Raw genomic sequence first — 22,295 nt, 5'->3', positions numbered from 1 at the left:
AGCTGCCGTGACGCTGTTCGCGGTCTCCGAGCCCGGGTTCGACGTTCTCCGGGTCATGGCGCGGCGGCGCACGCGTCGAGCGAACAGCCTGTCGCAGACAGGCCACCATGGGCTGCGCAGAGCGGGATGCAGACGATATCCTGGGCGATCCCCGAGCAGTCGATATCCAGGCACATGTTGATCTCGACTCCGTCGGCGCAAAAACACGTCTGCTGAGCCGTGCCCGGCTGGGGAGCCTGGCAGACGCCGCCCACGCAAAGCTCGCCGGCCGGGCAGAAGCCGTCGCAGCCACAGATCGGGTTCTCATCCAGGCAGCCCGTACCCAACTCTCCGCCGTGACTCGCGCAGGCCGGGCCGCAGATCACGTCCTGGGCGGGCCCCGAGGAGCAGTCGATGTCGTCCAGGCAGAACTGGAGCAGCGACTCATCGTTGCAAAAACACCTCAGTAGTTTCAGCCCCGCGCTCTGGCACACGCCGTTGACGCAGGTCTCGCCCTCCGCGCAGCCGCCACACGCGATCTCCGAGCCGCAGCCATCCTCGATCGAGCCACAACTCTCCCCCTCGATGGCGCAGGAGGTCGGGATACAACCGGAGCGGCACTCGTCATGGGCAAACGAGCTGACGATGGCCCCGACTTGTCCGCTCGTGATCAGTCCCTCTCGCAGAAGCGCGCTGGCGGCGTTCGCGACGCACGCCACGCACCTGCCCCGGTTGGTGTAGGTGCCTTTGCACTCCGCCTGCACCAGACTCTGCGCCTCCGTCAAGGTGAGGCCCGCCCCGCACCACGGTTGCCCTGCCCAGGCCACTGGTTCGGGGGTGGCCGTGGATCCATCGCAGCTGGCGGCGGCGCCGAAGGCGATGAACACGAAATTCACAAGGATGGCTCTCGTGATCCTCATGGGTCGTCTCCTCACGTGAAGGTCGTGGCGCGGCGGACGGCCTCTCGGCCGGCGAGCACCTCATCCGTCTCGAACGAAGCCGGTAGCGTCCGGTCACAGCTTCGATGACGTGGCTCGGGCAGTATACCGGGAAGAATGAGAAATGCCATCGTTCTTGTCGTGCCGCTGTTCCGGAGAGGTTCACGTCGAGCGTACACGTCATCATCGAGGTGCCACGTCCGAGTGCCTGATCTTCATGCAGCGGCTTCAGCTTCGACTTCAACGTCGCGTTCACCGAGGAGCAACAGCGCGAGGGGACCGTCGAATACAACCCCCAGCGCGCCCCCCCACGCGATGGACGCGATACCGGTCCCGCTGGCGCCCACGGTCGCATGGAGCAGGCATCCGCTGCGCTCGGAAAGGCGATCATGCGTGCCGCGGGATTCGGGCCCATCGCGAGAATGGTCAGCCATGACGGCTGAGGCAGACGAACAAGCGCCCCAGAAACAGGCCTGGATCGTGTCACATCGACTTCTGGTACGCTTCCTGGCAGCCCCCGTCCAAGCCGCAATCACCTCGGGCGTGCACGGACGGAAACAGGGCAGCCGAGCCGGCACACGTCGCGCCCGTGGTCCTTGCTTTGCGGGCAACGCACCCTCCAAATCTTGCAAACAACGACATGGGTGCTAAGTCTGAAGCCCGCTGCGCGGCGGCGGGATCGCATCGCTTGGCAATAGAGAGCGTCCAGCGCCACCGCTCGGCGTCCCATGGTCCCTGGTAGCCTCATGGGGGCGCAGGCCGGATATACTTCCTGAATTTGATTCCGTCGAGAACGCTCCGGCGTGCAGTCGCCACGGCGGCCACGCTCGAGGCTACAGCATGGCGGCAAGTCCTGTTCGGAGTTGAATTCTTCGCTCTGCGAGCAGCCTCGCAACCCGAGGTCCAGAGGGTACTACGCGGGCTGCGCCGTTGCCTCCGCATCGGACGACGAGCATGGCATGTCAATCACCGTCGGCCTCCCTTGAAACGCTCTGGAGGCGGCGCGAGGTGACGCCCTTCGTCTTCCGGGACGCCGAAGTCGAGCTGTGTGCCCGCGACTGACATTGAATTTGAGGGAACCGTATGAGTCGAAGATTCTTGCTGACAGGAATTGCGACCGTGGCTCTAGCCTCGAGCGTGGCCGTCATGGCGACCGCACACGAAGCATGCCCCGCGAGGTCCGATCCAGAGATCATACCGCCGGAAGACCGCTTCCTTGGAGCTACGTACGGAGAATGGGCGGCCGAGTGGTGGCGGTGGGCGCTCTCCATGCCCAGCGATGCGAATCCGCTGACCGATACGGCTGATTGTAGCGCCGGCCAGTCAGGGAGAGTGTGGTTCTTGGGCGGCACGTTCACGACGACGGAAGTGGCTGAAGGAGAAGTTGCTGGAGTGGCCAGGCGCCGCTGCACCGTGCCTCGAGGTAAGGCACTGTTCATTCCGATCTTGAACGCGGCATGCTCGACCATCCAAGGGGATGGCGAAACGGAGGAGGAGCTGCGTGATTGCGCCAACGATCTCATGGATCAGGTCACCGAACGCTTCATCGTGATCGACGGCAAGAGGATTCGAGGCCTCGACGCATTTCGCCACGAATCTCCGTTGTTCGTGTTTGGTCCGCTCCCGGAGGACAATTTGATCGGCGCTGACGCGGGTGAGACGAGCGATGCCGTCGCGGACGGATTTCATGTCCTGCTCGCTCCGCTTTCCCCGGGGGCACACACCATTCATTTCGGCGGTCGGGTGGAGACCGATGACTTCACATTCGACCTGGACATCACCTACCATCTGACGGTCGGCCATTGACGGGCAGCATCTCCTGCTCCTGGCGTGTTCGCGCTTCGCCCCGCAGGCTGTGGAGTGAACGACTTCGCCCCCCTGGATGAGCCGATCGCGAGCCGGCCGGCAACGGCGGCTCGGTAGCGGGAGACGGCCCTGTCATCGTGGGCGTACTCCGACATCGACACGTTTGCCAGGGTAGCTCACTGCAAGCTCGGGGTGGGCATCGGCGAGATCGTCGGCGTCGATGGATCAACGTGGGGCGGGGCCGATATCTATCCCGGCGGCAAGTTGTATGTGTACCGCGGTAGCGCGCGCCCCGACGTGGAGCCGGACGCGGCGAGCATCGGGCGGTCCGGCGACGAGGCGGGGACGCGCATCTCGCGCGCCGGCGACCTCAACCGCGATGGGTTCGGTGATATCGTCGTGGGGCTCGGTAGGGGCCCGAGCATGCGCGTGTTCCTCGGCGGAAACCTCAGCGATGACCCGCAGGCCTCCCTCGCAGGCGCGGGCGGCGACAGCGCCGAGGACTTCGGCTCGGCGGTGTCCCCATAGCGGCGCGGCCGCGGCGTGCGGCCAGGGCCGTTCCACGAGGGCGCGAGGGCGGCCGCGCGGCCCGAGGGCGCAGGGGCGGCCGCGCGGCCCAGCGCAGCTCCCCCGCGACCAGCACGCGCACCCGACCGCGTCGCAGCCAAGCCCGCCGGAAACGCCGGTGCCCGCGCGCCGGCTCGCCGATCCTCGCGGAGCGTGCAGGCTCCCAGCGTCGTCCCCGCGACCGGCGGCGAACGGTAGCTCACGGTGGCGACTTCGCTCGCGACAAGGTCAGTCAACATCTTGATGTTTCTGGGATCCCTGCCTCTCTTCGGTCGGAGCGTTCGCTGAAATGTCCGATCTCTGCGCAATCGGCCTTCTGGTCGTGCCTGTACACGCGGTGTCGGGTTTTCAAGGTCCGGTGGGCGATGGATATCGACGATTAGTGTATTGTTATGGATGTTTCTGAAGGCGCCCCGGTCGCTGCTTGTCGTCGCGCGCGGGCGGCCTATGATCGTCCGTGGTGATGAGGGTCACACAAACAGGGGTTGATGCCATGGATATGCAGAAGGATGCGGGGCGCGACGGGCTGAGCCTGCGATCGAACGAGGTGAGTCAATCATTTCTCGATGGCGGCGATGATTTCGATGTGGATATCCGCATCAACGTTCGGCCCGCCGACGGGGCTGAGCGGTGCGCGGACAGCCCCGTCATGTGTTCCGCGACGTGCAATGAGTCGTGCGGGGTTACGTGCGCGTGTAGCTACAACTGTTGATCGCATCGGGGCCTGACGATGTCGATGGACCCGCCGACGCCGAGCCAGAGCTTCGACGTGAACCGCGATGCCGTCACGGCGGCGGCCCAGGCCATCGCGCTGGAGGTGGCCCGCCGTCTGAAAGACGACGACACCCTCGAGCGAGCCCGGTGCGCTGCCGTGCAACAGAGCCCCTATCCGGAGCTGGCGCGGTGGCAGCCGCAGTCCATCAGTCATGGTGACGCCGGGCTCGCGGTGCTGTTCGGATACCTGGAAGCCTGCTTCCCCGGTCAGGGCTGGGACATCGAGGCCAGGCGGCGCATCGAGATCGCCGCCCGCTCGGTCGATGAGGCCGATGGGGTGGGGGTGTCTCTGTTCGGGGGGCTCAGCGGCGTCGCGTACGCGGCCTGGTACCTGTCGCGCGGGGGGCGGCGGTACCGGCACCTCTCCACCACGCTGGACGAAGCCATCTGCTCGAGGGTCGAGGCGACGGCCGACGCGCTCGACGCGACGTCCGGAGGGTGCCCTGTCCGTCTCTTCGACCTGATCGGCGGCATCACCGGGGCGGGCGCCTACCTCCTCTGCCGCCTGGAGCAACAACGTACCCAGAGGACGCTCGAGCGCATTCTTCGCTGCCTCGTCTCGCTCACCGATGAGGAGGACGGGCTACCGCGCTGGCGGACACCCCGGCACCAGCTCGTCGGCGAGCAGCAAGCCCGGCACTTCCCCGATGGAAACCTGAACTGTGGACTGGCTCACGGCATCCCCGGCCCGCTCGGCCTCATGGCACTCGCGGCGTCGCGCGGGGTCTCGGTTCCAGGGATGGAGGAGGGGATCGAGAGGATCGTGGCCTGGCTCATGGCTCACCGCGTGGACGACCGCCGGGGGGTGAACTGGACAGACTGTTACCCGCTGCCTGGGCGAGGAGGTCCTCCTGCGAAGCCGCGGCCCGGCAGGACCGCGTGGTGTTACGGGAGCCCCGGGCTGAGCAGGGCGCTGTACCTGGCCGGGCGGGCCCTCGCGAAGCCCGCGTGGTGCCAGGTCGCCATCGACGCTATGCGCTCCGCGGTCACCCGGCCGGTGGAGGAACGGTATATTCCCTCTCCCACGTTCTGCCACGGCGTCGCGGGGCTGCTCCAGATCGCCCTGCGGTTCGCCCTCGACACCGGCCTCTCCGTGTTCGGGGAGGCATCCCGCGCCCTCCTCGCGCAGCTCGTGCAGGCCTATGAGCCCGCCTCGATCCTCGGTTTCCGGAGCGTCGCCGCCGGGGGGACGCGGGTCGATGATCCCGGGCTCCTGGACGGGGCGCCGGGCGTGTGCTTGACGATGCTCGCGACCACCACGCCCGCCCCGCCGATCTGGGATCGGATCTTTCTGCTGTCCTGACAGGAGCCCGCAAATGTCCAGCGGCCATGCGAGACCAGTCTCTGTCGCGGCGGGTTGCGGGGAAGGCTCGGGAGAGTCGATCTTCATACCGCTCGAGACCGTCCTGGTTCGCGCCCCGCTCCTCCCCGTCGAGTCCTATCGTGCACTCTCGAGGCCTCCGTCGGGCACGGCTGGCTGGGTCGGGGCGACGCTCGCGGACCCCCGTGCACGCCTCGCGCTGGCGGTCGGCAGCCGATCCCTGTCGGAGGCGCTGGCGCGCGACCGAACGAGCGGAGGCCTCGACGATCGGGTGAAATCCAAGCTGCTGCGGTATGTGATCCGCATGTCGAGCCGGCCCACACCGTACGGGATGTTCGCCGGGGTCTGCCTTGCCCGCCTGGACCGGGAGACCGACTTCAGGCTCTCAGGCGAGGAGCGAAGGAGGATCCGGCCCGATATGGCCTGGCTGAGCCATCTCATCTCGACCCTGGAGAGCCTCCCCGAGGTGCGTGACCGACTGCGAGTGGCCATCAACCCGGCCGCCTATGTTCGGGCAGGGCGCTTCGTCTTGGCGGCGCGCTCGACGCTGCTGGAAGCGGGGCGGGCCCCCGAGGTGTCCATCCGGGCCACGGGGGGCGTGCGTCGGGCTCTGGACCGGGCGCAGCGTCCGGTCGCCTACGCCGACCTTCGGGATGAGCTGCTCACGGTCGCCGGAGCGACGCCAGAAAAGGTGAGCCGCTTGCTGGCGAGCCTCCTGGAGCAGACGTTCCTGATCTCGGAGCTTCGTCCTCCGCTGACTGCAGGCAGTCCGGCTCAGCACGTCCTCGACCGGCTGGCGGGGATCGATGCGGCCCGCACGATTCGAGATGAGCTGCGCCTCCTGCTAGAAGAGGCGAGCGCCTGGGAGATGCTCCCTGCCGAGGAGGCACTTTCCGCCTACCCTCGACTCGTCGGCCGATCAGAGCGGTTGGTCCCGCGCGAAGCCGCGAGCACGCCTTTTCAGGTCGATCTATTCCTCTCGCCGAGCTCGACGCGGATCAACCGAGCGGTCGGCGATGAGGTGTGCCGAGCCGCGGAGATCCTCCTCCGGCTCACGCCTCATCCAGAGGGGCCGCCGGCCCTCGCAGCGTACCGGCAGTCATTTCAGTCGCGATTCGGCGTCGATCGAGAGGTGCCCTTGCTCGAGCTCCTGGACGCCCATCCAGGCCTCGGCGCCTACTCCCCGGCGCGGGCGGCGTACCAACCGAGCCCCGCCGTCGCCAGGCGAGGACGCGTGCTGTTCGAGATCGCTGCCGCGGCACAGCGCGCGCTGTGCCCTTGCATCGACCTCGACGAGGCGCTCCTGTCGCGCCTCGGCGTCAATGAGGTCAAGCCCGATCGGGCGCCGGCATCGCTGGATCTGAGCGTCTTCATCGCCGCCCGCTCGCCTCAGGCGCTCGATTCCGGCGACTTCACGATCGTCGTCGGGCCGAACCTCGGCGCCATGGCGGCCGGCCGGGTTGCAGGGCGCTTTGCCGGGGGTCTCGGCGACGCAGGGGTCGGCATGCTGCAGCAGATCGCCGCCGCCGAGGAGGCCTCGCGGGTGGACCTCCTGTGGGCAGAGCTGGTCTATCTCCCGGAGCGATCGCGAGCGGCGAACGTGAGCGTTCGCCCTGGAATCCGCGGTCACGAGATCCCGGTCGGCCTGCACGCGGGGCGGGCCGCTGCGCAGAGTATCCCCCTGCGAGAGATCGTCGTCGGCGTGAGGGACGACAGATTTTATCTGCGATGGTCCAGAACGGGGCAGAGGATCCGTGTCTCCAGCGGTCACATGCTGAATTCCTTCCTGGGCTCCGACGTCTGCCGCTTCCTCTCGGACGTCGGCTATGACGGGGAGCCTTTGCTCGTGGGGTTCGACTGGGGAAGAGCCGAGCCGCTTCCGTACCTCCCGCGCGTGCGATCCGGCCGCGTGGTGCTCCGGCCCGCCGAGTGGAAGGTGGACTATTCCTGCCGGCGACACTGGTTCCCGAGCGCGAGCCCGGCAGCGTTTGCCGTGGAACTCGATCGCTGGCGCCGGACCTGGGCGGTCCCGCGTCACGTCTTCTTGACCATGGCGGACAACCGCTTGCTGCTGGACCTGGATGACGCCGTGCAAGCCGCCGAGCTGCGGATGGAAATCACCCGCCTGACCGACGGTGCCCACCTGGTCCTCCAGGAGGTCGTTCCTGCGCTCGACGACGTATGGGCGCGCGGCCCTGCCGGCGGGTTTTACACCGAGCTTTGCGTCTCGATGGTCCGGCGTCCGCCTGCCTCGCAGACCAAGTCCCCTGACCATCGGCTCGGCGGCGCCGCACCGGCGCACACCTCGTCGTGCACGGGTGGCCAGCGGGCGCGGCTGTTGCCCCCTGGGAGCGAGTGGGCGTACGTCAAGGTGTACTGCGGTCCGGATGTACAAAACGACCTGCTGGTCGGCCCTGTCCGGGAGCTCACGCGACGGCTGCTCGACGAGGGGATCATCGAAGATTGGTTCTTCATCCGCTACACCGATCCTGACCATCACCTGCGCCTCCGCTTTCGCTGCTCCGCGCCCGACGCGCGCCTGCGCCTGTTCGCCGAGCTGTGCGCCTGGGCGACCGCGCTCCTGGAGGAGGGGCGGTGCTCGCGCTTCGCCTTCGACACATACGATCGGGAGATCGAGCGGTACGGAGGATCGAGCGCCATCATGCTGGCCGAGCAGATCTTCGGTGTCGACTCCTCCTCCGTCGTGGAGCACCTCGCCGTGCTCCAGCGGAATCATGACGTCGACCCGCGCGACCTGGTGGTCGCGACCACTGACAACCTCCTCTCCGCGCTCGCGCCGCGGGAGGAGGACGTGCTTCGGTGGCTCTGCGCGCGTCGCGGCGACAAGCGAAGATCGAGCGATGAATACCGGAAGCGAAAGTCGACGCTGCGATCGTATGTCGCCCCTCGCGATGTCGAGTCCGCCGCTGCCCTGCCGGCCGAGATCCGGGCTGGCATGGAGCGTGCTCACGAAAGATTGCGTCGGATCGCCGCAGAGCTGACGGCGCTCCGGCGCCGGTCACTCCTCCTCCAGCCGATGGACTACCTGCTGGCGTCCTTCGCTCATATGCACTTCAACCGGATGGCTGGTCCCGACGCGGAGCTGGAGCAGCTCACGCTCGCCCTGCTGCACCGGACCCGCGATGCGATGGCACACGCCGGCTACCGGGCGGCCGGCTGAGCTTGTGGTCCCGCGCGCTACGAATTCGCCCACAGCCGGACGAGGTTCCAGTAGCTCCGTCTGAGCCGGAGTCCGTGCTCGTCGCACTCGGGGCTTCGCATCGCCGCGGCGAGATCGCAGAGGATTTGTCGTTGCGCCGGATCCCTGATCCGGCTCTGTATCCACAGGACGGCAGCGAGGCGCGTCCCGCGCGTGACCTTCGCGACGTGATGTACCGTCGTGGCGGGGTAGACTACTGCGTCTCCTGCGTCGAGCCGGTACGGCCGGACGCCATTGCCGGTGTCGATGATGAGCTCGCCGCCGTCGTACGTGTCCCGTTCGTTCAAGAACAGGGTCATCGCCAGGTCAGCCCGAATTCCGCCCATGATCGCGACGTCGGTGTGGTCCGGGTACTCCATTCCCGCCTCGTACAGGCTGAACAAGGGGCGCTGAATGAGCAGCGGCAGGACGGCCGAGTCGAACGCCTCGTTCGCCCGCAGCCGATCGAGGATGATGGCGCCGGCCGCCTGCGCTGCCTCGCTGCCGATCGGGAGCTGGAGGTTTCTCTTGCCGGCGACGCCCGACGTCGCGCGACCGTCGGTGAATGTTTCGGTCGAAACGAGCGCCTTGACGCGCTCGATTTCAATGGCTGACAGGGCCTTCTCCAGTAGGATGTGCATCGATGGTGCTCTCGCTGGACGATGTGTTGAGCCCCGAGCTTGTCGCCCGCTTGTGTAGCATCGTGAGCGGTGGCGAGGTAGCCGCTGTCCATCAAGCAGCGGTGCTCGTGCGGGACTGCGTCGGCGTACATCCGCTCTTCGTTCTCGGCGTGCAGCCGCAACGTCTGTCTCAGCCGTTCTTCTGCCGGTACGAGGAGGGCATGAGGGCGAACGGGGGGGTCGACCACGCGATCGTCGGTGGGAGCGGCGGGATCCGCGCCGACGTCGGAGCGACCGTGTTCCTGAGCGATCCGTCGAGCTACGAGGGGGGCGACCTCGTCATCGATACGGGCTACGGAGAGGAGCTTTACAAGGGACGCGCGGGTGCTGTCGTCGTGCGGCCCGCCTCGGCGCGCCATCGCATTGCTCGCGTCACGCGCGGCGTCCGGTGGACAGCGGAGCTATGGGCTCAGAGCCTGGTGCGCAATCCCGCGCAGCGCGAGATCTTGCATGATATCGGATGCTCGCTTCGATCCATGGAGCTTCTCGGAATGGACGGGAGCGACGGGGGCGCTGCGGTGGACCGGCTCCGCGCCTGCCATCGCAACCTGCTTCGGCTCTGGTCCGACCCGTGACGACAGCGCTTTCACGCGAGGGACATTCTGATCCCGCGGAGTCCGGCGGAACGAGCCATGTCCACAGGAGCTTGCCCCGGTCGTCCATCCAGCCGCCGGCCAGCGCGCCGCGAGCCACCCCGGCAGAGCGCCTGACCCCGATCACGGGCCCGCGATGAAGCTGTCCTGGTAGCCCGCGTCCTCGACCGTGAGCGCGGCCGGGGTGGCCGCGAGCGGGCGGGTCGTGTCGAGCATGACCGCGAGCTCGCTCGTCTCGCGGCCCCCGAGGCTCGCCTCGTACGCGCCGGGGTGCGGCCCGTGCGGGACGCCGGCCGGGTGGTGCGAGATGCTGCCGGGGCCGACGCCGCGGCGCGAGGTGAAGTTGCCGCGGCAGTAGAAAAGAAACTCGTCGCAGTCGACGGACGAGTGCGGGTAGGGGCAGGGGATCGCCTCCGGGTGGAAGTCGACAGGGCGCGGCACGAAGCTGCAGACGAGGGCGCCGCGCGCCGCGAACGTGCCGTGCCAGTCGGGCGGCAGGTGGACGAGCCCGACGCGCGGCTGGAAGCTCAGGATCGGGAACGCGAACGGGTACACCGTCCCGTCCCAGCCGACGACGTCGAGCGGCGAGCGCGCCAGGGAGAAGCCGTGGAAGGCGCCGCTGCGCTTCACGACGAGCGCGCGGATGCCCTCGTCGAGCGGCCCGACGAACGTGGGCCGCCGGAAGTCGCGGTGGGAACAGGGCGCGTCCATCCGGAGCTGGCCGACCTCGTTGCGCCACTGGCGCGGCAGGTGGACGCCCGCTGCCTCTATCGAGAGCCACCGCTGGGGCCCGGCGTCGGGGAGGAAGCGGTAGAAGAGCCCCTTCGGGACGACCACGTAGTCGTCCTGCTCGAAGCGCAGGTCGCCGAGCATCGTGCGCAGCACGCCGCTGCCCTGAAAGACGAAGAACAGCTCGTCGGCGTCTGCGTTCGCGAAGTACACAGGGTCGGCGGCGTCCGGCTGGGCGATCCCGATCACCACGTCGTCGTTGAACAGCAGCGGCACGCGGCAGTCGACCGCGGGCCCGCCCCGCGGCGGCAGGTCCTGCGACCGGTAGTGTCGCTTCGCGAGCGGGCGAGGCGGCGCGGCGACCGGCAGCGCGAAGCCGTGCTCGGCCCGCGCGAGGCGGTGCTCGTGCGGCCGGCGCTCGTGGTAGGCGATCGTGTAGGGGCCGTCGAAGCCCTCGCGCGTCAGGCACTCCTCGTAGCGGAGCTCCCCCGCCTCGCTCCGCAGGGCGATGTGGTGCTTGCGGGGGACGGTGCCGGCGACGACGCGGTCGAGCATCAGCCGTGCCCCTCGGCCTTCTGCTGCCGCTCGATGCTCTCGAACAGCGCCCGGAAGTTGCCGGCGCCGAAGCCGCGGTCGCCCTTGCGCTGGATGAGCTCGAAGAAGAACGGCCCGGCGTCCGGGTCGCGGTGCGTTCCGGCCGACTCCTTGAGGAAGATCTGGAGCAGGTACGACCGCGTGCCGTCGCCGTCGACGAGCACCTCGAGCTCCCGCAGCGCTGCCACGTCCTCGTCGATCTGCCCGATGCCGAGCTGCCGCACGCGCTCGGGCAACAGGTCGTAGTAGGCGGGCGGGGTCGGCATGAACTCCACGCCGCGCGCGCGCAGGCCGCGCACGGCGGTGAGGATGTCGTCCACGGCGAGCGCAACGTGCTGCACCCCGTCGCCGCGGTGCTCCTCGTTGAAGACGTTGATCTGCGAGCTCTTGAAGTGCGGCCGGTAAGGCTCGTTGTTCGCGAACTTCACGCCCGAGCGCGGGTCCCACATCACCGCGGAGCGCAGGCCCGAGCCGTGGCCGGTGTCCTTCGCGACGTCGTTCGTGTGGAACGCGATCTTCCAGAACGGCTCGAGCCCGAGCACGTGCTCCATCCAGAGCAGGGCGGGCGCCATGGTCTGGAAGTTCGAGGTGATGTGATCGAACCGGGCGATCCCGAAGCGGTTCTGGCCGCCGCGCGGCGTGTCGTGGGCCACGCAGCCGGGGAAGAGCGCGGGGTAGCCGCGGCGCTCGACGAAGCGGAAGGTGGTGTCCCCGAACGGCGTCGTGATCGAGAACGAGGCGAAGGTGCCGCCGCCCTCGTGCGTCGCCCGGTGGATCTCGCCGATCGGCGTGCCCCCGCGGCCGTCGAGCAGCCGGAAGGCGCGGTCGATGTCCTCCACCTCGAAGACGATCGTGCCCACGCCGTCGGGGTGCTTGCGCAGGTAGCGCCACGCCCGCCCGCCCTCGCCGATCGGCTGCGAGCAGACGATGGCGCACTCGCCGGCCTGGAAGACGACCGACCGCTGCGCCGCCGCCGCGTTGAGCTCCGGCGAGCTCGCGGCGATCTCCTGGAAGTCGAGCTTCTCCGTGTAGAACCTGCGGCTCCGCTCGAGGTCGCGCACGTAGTAGTGCAGCGCCTCAACCCGCTTGATGCCGATCGACTCCACCTTGGTCATTCCGGTCCTCCGTCGCGAGGGGTCCACCCGGCGCGAGCTGCGCGCCCGGCCAGCTTCACGGGCGCCGCCCGTGGCCGTGGAGCGTCGGCCGCTTCGCCGGGGCGCTCATCCGGCCACCACCCGCTGCGCGATGCGCCCGAACAGGCTCTCGCCCGAGCGACTCAGCATCTCGATCATGATCGTGTCTCCCGGTCGCATGAAAGGCGTCCTCGCCGCCCCGCGCTCGAGGATCTCGAGCATGCGCTTCTCGGCAAGGCACGACACGCCGCGCGCCGGATCCCGGTTCGAGACGGTGCCGCTGCCGAGGATCGTCCCGGCGGTGAAGCTGCGGGTCCTGGCGATGTGCTCGATGAGGTCGAAGAACGAGAAGTGCATCTCCGGGCCGGCCTCGGGATCGCCGATGAGCGCGCCGTTGTAGGTCGAGCGGAGCCGCAGGTGGACGCGCCCGTCGCGGAGCGCGTCGCCGAGGTCGTCCGGCGTGATCGCGAACGGGGAGAACGCCGTGGCCGGCTTCGAGCAGAAGAACCCGAAGCCCTTCGCGAGCTCGGCGGGCACGAGGTTGCGCAGCGTCACGTCGTTGGCCAGGAGGAACAGGCGGATGTGCCGGTGGGCCTCGTCGCGGCGCGCGCCCTGCGGGGTGTCGCCGAGGACGGCGCAGACCTCGGCCTCGAAGTCGAGGCCCCAGGCCTCGTCGCGCAGGACGATGTCGTCGGTCGGCCCGAGGAGGACGCCGGAGCCGCCCTGGTACACGAGCGGATCGGTCGTGAGCGTCCCGGGGGGCTCGGCGCCGCGCGCCTTGCGCACAAGCTCGATGTGGTGGATGTACGCCGACCCGTCGATCCACTCGTACGCGCGGGGCAGGGGAGCGGCGAGCTCTTCCACGGCGAGCGGCATCGCGGCCGCGCCGCCGCGCTCGATGTCGTCGGCGATGCGGCGGAGCGCGGGCTCGGCGCGCTCCCAGTCGTCGAGCGCGGCCTGGAGCGTGGGGAACGCGCTGCCGGCCGGCGCGTAGGCGAGGCCGTCGCGGCGGACGACGACGAGCGTGCCGTCGCGGCCGGGGCCGCGGAGAGAGGCGAGCTTCATGCGGGGGCGAGCTCCTCGTGGCGCTCCGATGGAACCACCGGAGCTCCCATCGCCCAGGGGATCACTTCTGCACCTGGACGCCGAGGAACAGGGCATTGCCCTTCGCGCCCGACAGGTCGCTCCGCTGATAGCCGAGCGCCACACGCGCAGCGTGCCCTTGGATGATGTAGCCCATCTGGGCATCGATGAGCAGATAGGGATCCGCGCCCTTCGGCTTCGCCTGTTGCAGCCGGACCAGGGGCTGCAGCTTCCCGACGCCGATGTCGTTCGGCGTGAGGTAGCTCGCGAGCACGAAATAGGAGTGATCGAACCTCTCGAAATCGCCAAAGTACTTGTAAATTGCGCCCTCGAGCGTGACCGTGCCCGCCGTGCCGAGGTTCTTTTCGAACAGGAGGTCGGCGTTGACCTCGCCGTAGGTGTCCTTGCGCGGGATGCCTGGCGGCGTGCCGTCCGCAGGGGGCGGCAACGATTCGACGGAGCCTTCCCTCTGCACCTCGCCGGCCACGCCGAGCGCGAGGATGCTCTTCTCTCCGAGGTACGTGGATTTCTGGTAATAGGCCGGCTCCGGGTCGAGCAAGCTGATGTTGATCCTCGCCGTGTAGAGCGGGCTCACCGAGGAGTCATGCAGGTTGAAGGCACCCACGTAGTATTTGAACAGACCGCCCGCCACCTTGCCCCAGGCGGTCACCCCATCGTTGCGCCCGAAAGGCCCCTGCCTTGGCCCGATCGGCGGCGCATAGGGCTCGAAGAACCCGGGATAGTTCCACGGCCCCATCGACCACGGCCCGGAGAAGGCGGAGCGATCCGACGGCACGATCATGCGACCGATCCAGACGTTCAGCACATCGTGCAGCTTGAACTTGGCGATGGCGTCACGGAGGGTCGCGCTGCCCGCGATGTTGCCGCCGGTCGGGGTCGGCCCGAACTGCGCAACGATGGCGCCCTGCACCCCGATGAACCGGTTGATCTCGCCCGAGAACATCAGGTCCAGCTCTCCGTCCCCGAGCAGTCGGTCCATCCTCTCGCGCGCGCCGGGGTTCTGTAAGCGGCCTCCGACGCGGGCCCAGGCCGCGACGCTGATCGGGTTCTTCCACGGCTCGTCCGCCGCCGGCGGCGCCGGCGAAGCTGGGCCGGTCCCGGCAGCGCCACGCGGCGCCGGCGCGCCGGCGTGGGCTTCCGCGGAGGGCGCTTGCGCCGCGCTCGCGTCCGCAGGAGGGCTCGCGGGCTCGGTCGCGGGCGCCGCGATCGGCGGGTCTTCGCCCGTGGGCGCCGGCGGCGCTCCGGGCTCCGCTTGTGCCCATGCCGGGCGATTGAAGGAGATGATGCCGAGGACGACGGCCACGATGCCTGCGCCAGCATCGCCCCGGCGTCTCGACGCTCTCGTCTGTGTGCTCATGCGTTTCACTCTTGTCAGGCCAGCGTCAGGCCATCCGAGGTCTTGAAGGTCTCAGCCACGATTGCGCCCCCTAGCCGATCTCGTACACCGTGAGCCGCACCCGGTCGGCCAGCCGCTCGCCCACGGCCAGGGCCAGCATGGCGTTCAGCCGCAGGAGCCCTGGCGCCGAGGTGCGCATGCGGATGGCGGTGCGGAAGTAGTAGAGCCCGGGGTCCACGGCCTCGCCGCGCCCGAGCGCCGCCAGCACTTCCGGCGGCCCGGCGCGGACGCCTTCGGAGAGGATCTCCACCGTCCCATGGCCGGCGATGTCGAGGATGTAGTGGGCGGAGATGTCCATCCGCCCGTCGGCCCAGATCGTTTGCCAGTCGCCGCCCGGCAGCACCCGGCCCTCGAGGCCGCCGGCCACCGTGCCGCCGACGATGGGGATGAAGCGACGGCCGGGCGAGCTCGGATTGACGGTGACCGGCGGGGCCACGGCCACCTCGAGCGTCATCAGGGGGAAGAGGGGCGGGCTCACGCGAGCGGCTCCGAGGCGCGCTTCAGGCCGGTCAGCACCTTGTAGCGGGCGGCGATGGCCTCCAGCTCGCCGGGGGCGAACACGTCCTCGATGCGTTCGAAGCCGTCGGGCGCGCGTTCCTGGGCGATCTGCATGCACTGCTCTGGACCGTTGCCGCGATTGGCCGCCACGATGGCGGCGGTGGCGGGCAGGCGCTCGGCCTCGTAGGCGGCCAGCGCCTCCACCGGATCGGCGTGGGCGGCGAGGGCGCGGACCAGGGCGCGGGCGTCCAGGATGGCCTGGCTCGCCCCGTTGGAGCCGATCGGATACATGGGATGGGCGGCGTCGCCCAGCAGCGTCATGCGCCCGTGGCTCCAGCGCGGCAGGGGATCGCGGTCGACGAGCGGGAACTCGTAGATCGCGTCGGCGCCCCGGATCAGGCCGGGCACATCCAGCCAGTCGAAGCGCCAGTCCTCGAACCTGGGCAGGAAGTCGGCGGGATCGCCCCGCCGGTTCCAGTCCTCCCGCCGCAGGATCTCGGCGACGGCGAGCTCGGCGATCCAGTTGATCCTCTGGCGGCCGTCCGGCCCCGGTGGGGAGATGGGATAGGCGACGAACTTCTGATCCTGATGCCCGGCCATGATCATGCTGGCGCCGGTGAGGAAGGGCGCTGCCATCGTGGTCGCCCGCCACAGGATGCGGCCGCCGTAGACCGGCGGCCCCTCGTCCGGATAGAGGCCGGCGCGCGCCGCCGAATGGATGCCGTCGGCGCAGATCAGGAGGTCGGCGGTAACCCTCCAGGCCACGCCCTCGCGGCGGCTGAGGAAGCGCGCCTCGATGCGGCCTTCGCCCTCTTCGTGGTCCACGAGGCGCCTGTCGCAGATCACCCGTTCGGGGCCCAGCCGCTCGACGGTGGCGTCGAACAGCACGCCCTGCAGGGCGCCGCGGTGCAGGGAGATCTGCGGCGCGGCGTGGCCCGCGAAGCGGCCGCGCGGCTCGCCCCAGATGCGCTGGCCGAAGCGGTTGAAATAGACGAGCTCGCGGGTCGCCACCCCCTGGGGCAGCAGGACGTCGACGAGGCCCAGCTCGTCCAGCACCTCCCCTGCGTGGGGCAGGAGGTTGATGCCGACGCCGAGCGGCAGGATGGTGGGCGCAGCCTCGAACACCGTCACCTCATGGCCCGAGGCGTGGAGCGCCAGGGCCGCGGCCAGGCCGCCGATCCCGGCGCCCACGACGATCACGTGCATGTTATTCTCCCGCAGACATGCGGCTTGACGCCGCCTCTTGTTGAAGCCGCCCCCATGCCTCAATCAACGGCATGGCGGCCGCGGAGGGTCATCACTGCCACCGCCACCCCGGCCGACAGCACGACCGGCACCATGGCCATGGCCACGCCGGCGGGGCCCCAGCCCTGGCCCAGCAGGTGGCCCGCCACGAGCGGCCCGCCGATGGAGCCCACCCGGCCGACGGCGATCGACGCGCCGGTGGCCAGCCCGCGCGACGGCGCCGGGTAATAGAGCGGGATGACGCCATAGAGCGAATACTGCGCGCCCAGCAGGAAGAACCCGGCCAGGCCGGCCAGCACGAGCACGGGCGCCAGGCTGTCGGCCCCCGCCAGCCCGAACAGCGACAGGGCCAGGGCGGGATAGGCCGCGATGATGGGGAGGCGCGGCCCGAGCCGGTCCACCAGCACGCCGATGACCCAGCAGCCGAGGACGCTGCCGGCATTGAAGGCGAAGGCGGCGCCGGCACCTCCCGCCCCGCCGAGGCCCTTGGCCGCCACGAGCGACGGCAGCCAGTTCAGCAGCAGGTACAGCACCAGGAGCGTCAGGCCGAAGGTGCACCAGGCCAGCATCGTGATCAGCAGCCGGCCATGGCCGAAGAGCGCCTGCACGCTGCCCGGCCGCTGGGCGCCGCCGGCCGCCGCCGCGCGGCTGTCGGGCATCAGCCGCGCCATCGCCGGCAGCAGCAAGAGCGGCAGCACGCCGCCGGCCACGAAGATGCTCTGCCACCCGAACCGTGACAGGAAACCGGCCGCGAACAGCGCGGCCAGCGCGCCGCCGGCCGGCATGCCGCTGAACATCAGGGTGGTCGTGCGGGTCCGCCGGTCGGGCGGGGCCATCTCCAGGGCGACGGCGACCAGGGTCGGCATCGCCGCCCCGAGGCCGGTCCCGGCGAAAAACCGGTAGAGGCCCAGCGACAGCGGTCCGCCCGCCACCACGGTGGCCAGCGTGAACAGGCCGAAGACGCCGACCGCCGTCATCAGCAGCGGCTTGCGGCCCATGCGGTCGGCCATCCAGCCGCCGCCCAGCGCGCCGCAGACGAGCCCCGCCATGCCGGCCCCGAACACGACCCCCGCCTGCCCGGGCGAGAGGCCCAGGTGGGGGATCAGCAGGGGGGCGGCCACGCCGATGGCCTGGATGTCGAACCCTTCCAGCAGGGTGATCAGGAAGCACAGCGACAGCGTGACGGCGCCGCGCGGCGCGTGAGGGGGCGATGCGCCCATGGGGAGACCTTCCGTTTCCGTCCCATTGCCCGGGATTGTTGCGGCGGGCGGCAGCCTGAACGACGCTGGCTCAAGCGAGACCCGACTCAGAACTGCGAGAAGAAGTTCCAGATCAATTCACCGGAATTGCTCACGGGGGTGTGGCCCCCCCCTCTGGACTCACACCACACGACGGGATAGCCCGCATCGCAGCCCTCGTAGCTGACGCAGGGGCTCGGCTCGACCGGTGTCGTCTGCGAACCGCAGTTGTTTCGCTCGAGGAAGACGTCGCGCGCGGACCGCCCGTGATCGACCGGAACCACGTTGTCGGCGTCGCCGTGGGCGCCCCACACGGCCACGGGGTGGTCGCCGTCCTCGCAGCCGCTGTAGGTCGCGCCGGACATGGGGGCGATGGCGCGGAAGACGTCGCCCATCGCGCAGCCGATCGCGAAGGACATCATGCCGCCGTAGCTGAACCCTGTTGAGAAGATCCTGCTCTCGTCGATGCAGAGCTCGCCGCGCAGGCGGTCGAGCATGGCGCGGAGGAACGCGATGTCGCGGCCGTTCGTGTTCGCCCAGCCCTGGTCGAGGCCCTCGGGCGAGACGAAGATCGCCGAGCCGCCGGCGCGCTGCTGGAGGCCGTAATAGCCGCCGCCGAACCCGGTCGCGACCTGCTCGGCCGATCCGCCGCGGGGATGCCAGGCGAAGATCAGCCGGTAAGGATGGCTCGGATCATAGTCGTCCGGCACGGCGAGGATGTACTCGCGCGTCGAGCCCCCGACATCGATGCTGAAACGGCCGCTCCTCGGCGCGTTCGCGCTGCCGCAGCCCGCGCTTTGCGTCTCCCCGCCAGGCCCGCCTGCGCCCGTTCCGGCGGCGCCCCCGCCGCCTTCTCCCGAGGCCGGGCGCCCGCCGCTGCCGCCGGTGCCGTCGACCCCCCCCGTCGCCGACGAGCTCCCCGTCGTCGACGAGCTCCCCGTCGTCGACGAGCTCCCCGTGGCACCGGAGCCGGTGGTGCCGGGCCCAGCGAGCCCTCCGGAGCTGGCGCTGCTGGACGACGCGTCGGTCGTCCCATCCCCCTCGCTGGAGCAGGCCAGCGCCGCGAGCGCCGAGAGCGCCGCGATCGCGACGAGCCCCGGCGTGGTCGTGCCGAAATCACGAAGCGTTTTCATTCGTCCTCGCCTCTGCTCGAAGAGCGCCGTCGTTCCTCGCATCACCTGACGCAGGTGACCGCAACGACTTGGTAACCCAAGTCCTACGCGCCGAGGCATAGGCATACTCGCCTATGCCTCCAGGCGAGACGTCGCGCCCACGGCGGCTGGCTGGACGATTCGCGCGAGAGTCGAATTCCCTCGGCGCGCATCCGACCAAGCCCCGGATCGTCCACGGCGAGGACGACCCTGGGCGCGGCGAGCTCGATCGGGACGCAGCTCCGCGGCCGCTCATGGTCGTGACCCGGGCCCGCCCTGAGGAGTCCGTCTCCGGCATCCACGGAGCCCCCGCATCTGCGCCATGAGGGCGTCGGATTCTTGCCAGCGATCCGGTGCCCTCTGCGGGAGCACCGCGGTATCGTGATTGGAACGCTGGAGACGTACGGCGAGAAGCAAAAGAACCTGTTGTCTGGCGAGCTCAGCAGGGCGTACGCTCTCGTGTCCACTCGTCGTTCTTTGTCGACGAGCGTTGCCCATCGTTCCCCCACGAGTGAGGTGCCCATGAAGAGAGCGTCGCGCCGTTCAGGTTCGTCCCTTCGCCGTGCGTTCGTGAAGTCCGCGTTCTCAGCCGCAGCGCTCTCCGCAGCGCTCGCGGTGAGCAGCGCCGCGGCGGCCACGCCGTCCTACACGCTGTTCGAGAGCGGGCAGGTCCGCCCGCTGGCCCTTTCACCGAACGGCAAGCTCCTCTTCGCCGTCAATACCCCGGATGGCCACCTCGAGATCTTCGCGATCCAGGGCGGCAATCTCGTGCATCGGGGCTCGGTGCCGGTGGGCCTCGAGCCCGTCGCCGTCGCGGCGCGCAGCGACACGGAGGTCTGGGTCGTCAACCACCTCTCCGACAGCGTGAGCGTCGTGAAGGTCGCCCAGGGCGGGTACGGGGGCGCCGTCGTGCGGACCCTCCTCGTCGGGGACGAGCCGCGCGATCTCGTCTTCGCAGGCCCGGGCAGGAAGCGCGCCTTCATCACCACGGCCCACCGTGGCCAGAACATCCCCTTCGACCCGCAGCTCACCACGCCCGGCGTCGGGCGCGCCGACGTCTGGGTCTTCGACGCCAATCAGCTCGGCAGCTCCCTCGGCGGCGACCCGCTCACCATCGTCACGCTCTTCAGCGACACGCCGCGCGCGCTCGCGGTCACGCCCGACGGGAAGCGCGTCTATGCGGCCGCGTTCCACTCCGGCAACCGCACGACCATCATCCCCGAGATCGTCGTGCCGGACGGCGGCGAGGACGCCGGCGGCGTGCCGGGGCCGAACATGAACGCGGAGGGCGTCCCCGCGCCGGAGGTCGGGGTCCTCGTCAAGCATGACGGCGAGCACTGGCGGGACGTCATCGGGCGGACCTGGGACGACGAGGTCAGGTTCTCCCTGCCGGACAAGGACGTCTTCGTCATCGACGCGACCGCGAACCCGCCCGCGCAGCTCGCCGGCTCGGCGGGCTTCTACGCCGGCGTGGGCACCGTCCTCTTCAACATGGCCGTCAACCCGAAGAGCGGCAAGGTCTACGTGAGCAACACCGAGGCCCGCAACGACCTCCGCTTCGAGGGGCCCGGCCTCTACGCGGGCGAGAGCCTGCGCGGCCACCTGCACGAGGCGCGCATCGCCGTGCTGGGCGCCGGCAGCGTCGCGACGCGGCACCTCAACAAGCACATCGACTACGACGCCCCGCCCGCCCCGCTGCCGAATGCGGTGAACGACAAGAGCCTCTCGCAGCCGCTCGGGATGGCGGTGTCGAAGAACGGCAAGAAGCTCTACGTGGCCGCGTTCGGGTCGAGCAAGATCGGCGTGCTCGACACCGCCGCCCTCGAGAACGACACCTTCGCGCCGAGCGCCGCGGACCACATCGCGCTGAGCGGCGGCGGCCCCACCGGCATCGTGCTCGACGACGCGGGCGACCGCCTCTTCGTGCTCACCCGCTTCGACAACGCGATCTCGGTGGTGAACACCGCGACCCAGCAGGAGATCGCGCACGTCCCCATGCACAACCCCGAGCCGCCGGCGGTCGTCGAGGGGCGCCCGTTGCTCTACGACGCGCGCTTCACGTCGAGCAACGGCGAATCGGCCTGCGGGAGCTGCCACGTCTTCGCGGATTTCGACAGCCTCGCGTGGGATCTCGGCAACCCCGACGGCAGCGTGCTCAACAACCCGTCTCCGATCGTCCCGATCGCTCCCGCGCTCGAGCCCATCTTCGGCACCGACCCGCTCGTCGGGGCGAACCCCGATTTCCACCCGATGAAGGGCCCGATGACGACCCAGAGCCTGCGCGGCATGCAGAACCACGGCCCGATGCACTGGCGCGGCGACCGCACCGGCGGCAACGACGAGGCGAGCGCGCAGCCCGACGACGGCACCTTCGACGAGGACGCGGCGTTCAAGAAGTTCAACGGCGCGTTCGTGGATCTGCTCGGGCGCAGCGCGCAGCTCTCCGCGGAGGAGATGCAGAAGTTCACCGACTTCATCCTCCAGGTCACCTATCCGCCGAACCCGATCCGGAACCTCGACAACTCGCTCACGGCGCAGCAACAGGCCGGGCGCGATTTCTTCCGCAGCGTCACCGTCGCCCCGAACGGCGCGTGCGTGGCGTGCCACGTGGTGGATCTCGACGCCAACCCGGGCGAGGGCGTCTTTCGAGGGTTCTTCGGGACCGACGGCCGCTCGTCGAACGACGCCGAGCCGCAGATCGTGAAGATCCCGCACCTGCGCAACGTGTACCAGAAGATCGGGATGTTCGGCACCAGCGCCCCGTCCGGGTCGGTCCCGCCCGATCCATTCCTCGGGGATCAGGTCCGCGGTTTCGGCCTGTTCCATGACGGATCCACCCCGGACCTGTTCAAGTTCAGCAGCGGGTTCGACGCGGGGCCGCTCAACCCCGTCGGCATCCCGCACGACGCGGCCGGCGCGCAGGCGAAGAAGGACATGGAACAATATCAGCTCGCCTTCGAGAGCAACCTGGCGCCCATCGTGGGCCAGCAGGTGACGCTCGACGCCGTCAACGGAGCGACGGTCGGCGCGCGGATCGACCTCTTGATGCAGCGGGCCGACGCGGGCGAGTGCGATCTCGTCGCCAAGGGCCGGTTCGGGCTCAACAACACGGGCTTCCTCTACCTCGGCCAGGGGGAGTTCGCGGCGAGCCAGCAGTCGCTGCCGCCCATCCCGGACGCCTTGTTGCGGGTCATCGTGAGCGTGACGAGCAGCGCGCTGACCTACACCTGCGTGCCCCCGGGCAACGGAGAGCGCATCGGCGTCGACCGCGATCTCGACGGCTTCCTCGACGGCGACGAGGTCGCCGCGGGGAGCGATCCGGCGGATCCGGACAGCACGCCTTGAGATAG

Annotated in this window: 16 protein-coding genes; 6 read left to right on the top strand and 10 right to left on the bottom strand. The window is 69.5% G+C overall.

Going from position 1 to position 22,295, the window contains the following annotated elements; translation table 11 throughout:
* Positions 1-53: 53 nt before the first annotated feature.
* Positions 54-899 (bottom strand): hypothetical protein, encoded by an 846-nt coding sequence (locus WMF24_RS21275; protein ID WP_437738256.1) that lies wholly within the window; start codon positions 897-899, stop codon positions 54-56.
* Positions 900-2,258: 1,359 nt separating this feature from the next.
* Here WMF24_RS21275 and WMF24_RS21270 point away from each other — a divergent pair.
* From WMF24_RS21270 to WMF24_RS21255, 4 genes are all read left to right on the top strand, one after another.
* Positions 2,259-2,723, top strand: coding sequence for a hypothetical protein (locus WMF24_RS21270; protein ID WP_437738255.1), 465 nt, complete (start codon positions 2,259-2,261; stop codon positions 2,721-2,723).
* Positions 2,724-2,915: 192 nt separating this feature from the next.
* Positions 2,916-3,251, top strand: a complete 336-nt coding sequence (locus WMF24_RS21265) for a hypothetical protein (RefSeq protein WP_437738254.1) — start codon at positions 2,916-2,918, stop codon at positions 3,249-3,251.
* Between the two features lie 775 nt (positions 3,252-4,026).
* The gene (locus WMF24_RS21260; protein ID WP_437738253.1) at positions 4,027-5,367 is read left to right on the top strand and encodes a lanthionine synthetase C family protein; all 1,341 of its coding nucleotides are present in this window, start codon (positions 4,027-4,029) and stop codon (positions 5,365-5,367) included.
* A gap of 13 nt (positions 5,368-5,380) precedes the next feature.
* A complete protein-coding gene (locus WMF24_RS21255; protein WP_437738252.1) occupies positions 5,381-8,566 on the top strand; it encodes a lantibiotic dehydratase in 3,186 nt (1,061 codons plus the stop codon).
* A 17-nt stretch (positions 8,567-8,583) separates the two neighbouring features.
* Here the strand turns inward: WMF24_RS21255 and WMF24_RS21250 are convergent, their stop codons facing one another.
* Positions 8,584-9,225, bottom strand: a complete 642-nt coding sequence (locus WMF24_RS21250; protein ID WP_437738251.1) for a Fe2+-dependent dioxygenase — start codon at positions 9,223-9,225, stop codon at positions 8,584-8,586.
* 200 nt (positions 9,226-9,425) lie between these two features.
* Between WMF24_RS21250 and WMF24_RS21245 the strand changes: the two genes are divergently transcribed.
* Positions 9,426-9,839 carry a hypothetical protein gene (locus tag WMF24_RS21245; protein WP_437738250.1) on the top strand — a complete coding sequence of 138 codons (414 nt, stop codon included), beginning with the start codon at positions 9,426-9,428 and terminating at the stop codon, positions 9,837-9,839.
* Positions 9,840-9,980: 141 nt separating this feature from the next.
* On the opposite strand, the gene WMF24_RS21240 is transcribed toward WMF24_RS21245, so the two are convergent.
* The 8 genes from WMF24_RS21240 to WMF24_RS21205 form a co-directional block, all read right to left on the bottom strand.
* Positions 9,981-11,141 (bottom strand): homogentisate 1,2-dioxygenase, encoded by a 1,161-nt coding sequence (locus WMF24_RS21240; RefSeq protein WP_437738249.1) that lies wholly within the window; start codon positions 11,139-11,141, stop codon positions 9,981-9,983.
* Positions 11,141-12,295 carry a 4-hydroxyphenylpyruvate dioxygenase family protein gene (locus tag WMF24_RS21235; protein WP_437738248.1) on the bottom strand — a complete coding sequence of 385 codons (1,155 nt, stop codon included), beginning with the start codon at positions 12,293-12,295 and terminating at the stop codon, positions 11,141-11,143. Before WMF24_RS21235 ends, WMF24_RS21240 begins: the two co-directional genes overlap by 1 nt.
* A 105-nt stretch (positions 12,296-12,400) precedes the next feature.
* Positions 12,401-13,378, bottom strand: coding sequence for a fumarylacetoacetate hydrolase family protein (locus WMF24_RS21230; protein WP_437738247.1), 978 nt, complete (start codon positions 13,376-13,378; stop codon positions 12,401-12,403).
* 61 nt (positions 13,379-13,439) lie between these two features.
* Entirely contained in the window at positions 13,440-14,396 is a 957-nt protein-coding gene (locus tag WMF24_RS21225) for a hypothetical protein (RefSeq protein ID WP_437738246.1), read from the bottom strand.
* Between the two features lie 448 nt (positions 14,397-14,844).
* Positions 14,845-15,291, bottom strand: a complete 447-nt coding sequence (locus tag WMF24_RS21220) for a DUF3237 family protein (RefSeq protein WP_437738245.1) — start codon at positions 15,289-15,291, stop codon at positions 14,845-14,847.
* Positions 15,288-16,517 carry a flavin-dependent oxidoreductase gene (locus WMF24_RS21215; RefSeq protein ID WP_437738244.1) on the bottom strand — a complete coding sequence of 410 codons (1,230 nt, stop codon included), beginning with the start codon at positions 16,515-16,517 and terminating at the stop codon, positions 15,288-15,290. Before WMF24_RS21215 ends, WMF24_RS21220 begins: the two co-directional genes overlap by 4 nt.
* A 59-nt stretch (positions 16,518-16,576) precedes the next feature.
* Positions 16,577-17,776: an MFS transporter gene (locus tag WMF24_RS21210; protein WP_437738243.1), complete on the bottom strand. Its 1,200-nt coding sequence runs from the start codon at positions 17,774-17,776 to the stop codon at positions 16,577-16,579.
* 86 nt (positions 17,777-17,862) lie between these two features.
* A complete protein-coding gene (locus tag WMF24_RS21205) occupies positions 17,863-18,927 on the bottom strand; it encodes an alpha/beta hydrolase family esterase (protein WP_437738242.1) in 1,065 nt (354 codons plus the stop codon).
* Positions 18,928-19,467: 540 nt separating this feature from the next.
* Here WMF24_RS21205 and WMF24_RS21200 point away from each other — a divergent pair.
* Positions 19,468-22,290: a beta-propeller fold lactonase family protein gene (locus tag WMF24_RS21200; RefSeq protein ID WP_437738241.1), complete on the top strand. Its 2,823-nt coding sequence runs from the start codon at positions 19,468-19,470 to the stop codon at positions 22,288-22,290.
* The last annotated feature ends 5 nt before the right edge of the window (positions 22,291-22,295 follow it).

Source organism: Sorangium sp. So ce1335 (genome assembly GCF_051521615.1).
Taxonomy (GTDB): Bacteria; Myxococcota_A; Polyangia; order Polyangiales; family Polyangiaceae; genus Sorangium.
This window is presented reverse-complemented; position numbering and strand designations above follow the sequence as displayed.

What these genes read in the sequence shown, in the direction of transcription:
- WMF24_RS21275 (WP_437738256.1), bottom strand. Translation starts at nt 899, where the DNA reads ATGAGGATCACGAGAGCCATCCTTGTGAATTTCGTGTTCATCGCCTTC.
- WMF24_RS21260 (WP_437738253.1), top strand. Translation starts at nt 4,027, where the DNA reads ATGGACCCGCCGACGCCGAGCCAGAGCTTCGACGTGAACCGCGATGCC.
- WMF24_RS21255 (WP_437738252.1), top strand. Translation starts at nt 5,381, where the DNA reads ATGTCCAGCGGCCATGCGAGACCAGTCTCTGTCGCGGCGGGTTGCGGG.
- WMF24_RS21250 (WP_437738251.1), bottom strand. Translation starts at nt 9,225, where the DNA reads ATGCACATCCTACTGGAGAAGGCCCTGTCAGCCATTGAAATCGAGCGC.
- WMF24_RS21245 (WP_437738250.1), top strand. Translation starts at nt 9,426, where the DNA reads ATGAGGGCGAACGGGGGGGTCGACCACGCGATCGTCGGTGGGAGCGGC.
- WMF24_RS21240 (WP_437738249.1), bottom strand. Translation starts at nt 11,141, where the DNA reads ATGCTCGACCGCGTCGTCGCCGGCACCGTCCCCCGCAAGCACCACATC.
- WMF24_RS21235 (WP_437738248.1), bottom strand. Translation starts at nt 12,295, where the DNA reads ATGACCAAGGTGGAGTCGATCGGCATCAAGCGGGTTGAGGCGCTGCAC.
- WMF24_RS21230 (WP_437738247.1), bottom strand. Translation starts at nt 13,378, where the DNA reads ATGAAGCTCGCCTCTCTCCGCGGCCCCGGCCGCGACGGCACGCTCGTC.
- WMF24_RS21225 (WP_437738246.1), bottom strand. Translation starts at nt 14,396, where the DNA reads ATGGACCGACTGCTCGGGGACGGAGAGCTGGACCTGATGTTCTCGGGC.
- WMF24_RS21215 (WP_437738244.1), bottom strand. Translation starts at nt 16,517, where the DNA reads ATGCACGTGATCGTCGTGGGCGCCGGGATCGGCGGCCTGGCCGCGGCC.
- WMF24_RS21210 (WP_437738243.1), bottom strand. Translation starts at nt 17,776, where the DNA reads ATGGGCGCATCGCCCCCTCACGCGCCGCGCGGCGCCGTCACGCTGTCG.
- WMF24_RS21205 (WP_437738242.1), bottom strand. Translation starts at nt 18,927, where the DNA reads ATGAAAACGCTTCGTGATTTCGGCACGACCACGCCGGGGCTCGTCGCG.
- WMF24_RS21200 (WP_437738241.1), top strand. Translation starts at nt 19,468, where the DNA reads ATGAAGAGAGCGTCGCGCCGTTCAGGTTCGTCCCTTCGCCGTGCGTTC.